Source organism: Microcystis sp. M165S2, from assembly GCF_020245885.1.
GTDB lineage: Bacteria > Cyanobacteriota > Cyanobacteriia > Cyanobacteriales > Microcystaceae > Microcystis.
In genome coordinates this window covers 1-2,655 of sequence record NZ_JADBTZ010000097.1, presented here as the reverse complement: position 1 = coordinate 2,655, position 2,655 = coordinate 1, and the positions used below count along the sequence as shown (strand labels likewise).

Below are 2,655 nucleotides of genomic sequence, written 5' to 3'. Positions count from 1 at the left end.
TTTGTGAGATAATGCCAAAAATCACAAGCAATCTTACATTTACATAGATGAGTTCTGCTAAGAACGGGTTACGGAAAAATTAATCGTCATGACTTACAAAAAGAAACTCATCGAGGTTGCTCTGCCCCTAGAAGCAATTAATAAAGAATCGGCGCGGGAGAAGTCGATTCGGCATGGGCATCCTAGCACCTTGCATTTGTGGTGGGCGCGGCGACCTTTGGCGGCTTGTCGGGCGGTGTTGTTTGCATCGTTGGTGGATGATCCTTCGAGTTTGCCCGATGAGTTTCCGACTGAGGATGAGCAGAATATTGAGCGATTAAGGTTATTTGGGATTATTGAGCGTTTGGTGAAGTGGGAGAACATCAATAATCAGGATGTTCTGAATGAAGCAAGGGCGGAGATTCTCAAAAGTACCAATGGTAATCCGCCGCCTGTATATGACCCGTTTTGCGGTGGTGGCTCGATTCCATTAGAGGCACAGCGTTTGGGTTTAGAAGCACATGGGAGCGATCTAAATCCTGTAGCGCTGCTGATTACGAAGGCTTTGATCGAGATTCCACCCAAGTTTAAGGATCTGCCGCCTGTAAATCCATTAGCTCGTGCAAAAGATGTTAGACAAGAGGGAACTGGGAACAGAGGATCGAAAAATGAGCGAAATTCAATCACATCGGGATCTAATTGTTTGGCAGAAGTCGATGGATCTGGTAGTACAGGTTTATCGTCTGAGCGATCGCTTTCCAAAGGTGGAGATGTATCGGATGACCAGTCAGATTACTCGAGCGGTGGTGTCGGTTCCAGCGAACATAGCGGAAGGAAACGCAAGGGGAACTCGCAAGGACTACGCCAATTTCCTAGCGATCGCCAAGGGATCGTTAATGGAAACAGAGACGTTTCTGATGTTAGCGGTGCGTCTCGACTATTTGACTCCGCAGGAGGTGAATCCGACTCTGAACCTGATTGTGGAAATCAGCAAGATGCTAACTGCTCTCCGCAAAAGATTGCTAGAGTCCTAACCAATTCTGTTACCCGTTCCCTCTTTCCCCTCACCTACAAAGGGGCGCAGGGTTTGGCGGATGATGTGCGCTATTACGGTGCATGGATGCGGGATGAGGCTTTTAAGAGAATTGGGCATTTATATCCGAAGGGGATTATAGGGGATAGGGGACAGGTTTTGGGGGGAGAGGGAAGAGGGGAGAGGGAAGAGGGGAGAGGGAAGAGGGAAGAGGGGAAGCTACTGTTCCCCGTTCCCTATCCCCTACTTCCTACACAGTAATCGCATGGATTTGGGCGCGGACGGTGAAATGTCCAAACCCTAGCTGTGGTTGTGCAATGCCTTTGGTGCGATCGTTTGCTTTGTCAACTAAGAAGGGCAAAGAGGCATGGATTGATTATGAGGTAATAGGTAATAGGTATGAGGTAATAGGTAATAGGGAAGAGAGAACAGTAGCCTCCCCTCTTCCCTCTTCCCTCTCTTCTCTTCCCTCTTCCCCCTCAATTCGCTTCTCTGTCAAGTCTGGAACTGGCAAACCTCCCGAAGGGACGGTGAGCCGCAAGGGGGCGCGGTGTATTGCTTGTGAGTCTGATGTGAAGTTGGATCATGTCCGTGCTGAGGGTAAGGCAGGACGGATGGGGGCGCAATTAATGGCGATCGTAGCAGAAGGAAATAAAGGAAGGATTTATCTTTCGCCAAGTGAAGAACAGGAAGAAGTTATCCTAAAGGCAAAGCCAGAATGGATGCCTGAAGCCACGCTTCCTCATAATCCAAGGGACTTTAAAACTCCTAATTATGGAATGAGAACCTTTGCTGAACTCTTTACCAATCGTCAATTGGTGGCGATGACGACTTTTAGCGATTTGGCAAGTGAAGCGCGAGAAAAAGTTATTGCTGATGGTGGTACAGAAGAATATGCAAATGCAGTAGTGACTTATTTAGCTTTTCTAGTTGATCAACTAGCTAACCATCAGTCAAGTATATGTAGTTGGCATTCTCGTAACGAACAAATGAGAAATGTTTTTGCTCGTCAGGCAATACCAATGGTATGGGACTTTGCTGAAAGTAATGTATTTTGTGAATCTTCAGGAAGTTTTCAAAATTTATTTGACAGAATGATTAAGGGACTCGAATCTGTTCCAACCACTTCTAGAGGAAAGGTCATACAACATAATGCTACTGAACCTCACAAAGATGCTTCAAGTTTAAAACTCATATCAACCGATCCGCCATACTATGACAATATTGGCTATGCTGACCTTTCAGATTTTTTCTATGTGTGGTTAAGGAAAGTTTTGATTGAGGTTTATCCTTCACTATTTTCGACGCTACTCGTTCCCAAAACACCTGAACTGATAGCCGCGCCTCATCGCTTCGGAGGTAATAAAGAAAAAGCTAAAGAATTTTTTGAACAGGGTCTAAAAGAAGTATTTTCTCAAATTTATAAAGCTGCTAATCCTGATTACCCTGTTACAGTTTATTACGCATTCAAACAAACAGAAAATGATAATGATGAACTTGAAGAGGATAAAAGTTCTAGTTCTGTTGCTTCGACTGGCTGGGAAACCATGCTAGAAGGACTTATTCAGTCTGGATTCTCAATTACTGGCACTGTTCCTATGCGAACAGAAATGGTTAATCGCAGTATTGCAAGTGGAACCAAT

At 45.1% G+C, this 2,655-nt stretch carries 2 protein-coding genes; both read left to right on the top strand.

Annotated features, from left to right (window positions below; genetic code table 11):
- Positions 1-88: 88 nt before the first annotated feature.
- Positions 89-1,273, top strand: coding sequence for a DUF1156 domain-containing protein (locus IM479_RS22990; RefSeq protein ID WP_502882664.1), 1,185 nt, complete (start codon positions 89-91; stop codon positions 1,271-1,273).
- Positions 1,274-1,329: 56 nt separating this feature from the next.
- Positions 1,330-2,655, top strand: a 1,326-nt coding sequence (locus IM479_RS05230; protein ID WP_502882663.1) for a DUF1156 domain-containing protein, incomplete at its 3' end; no start/stop codon positions are given.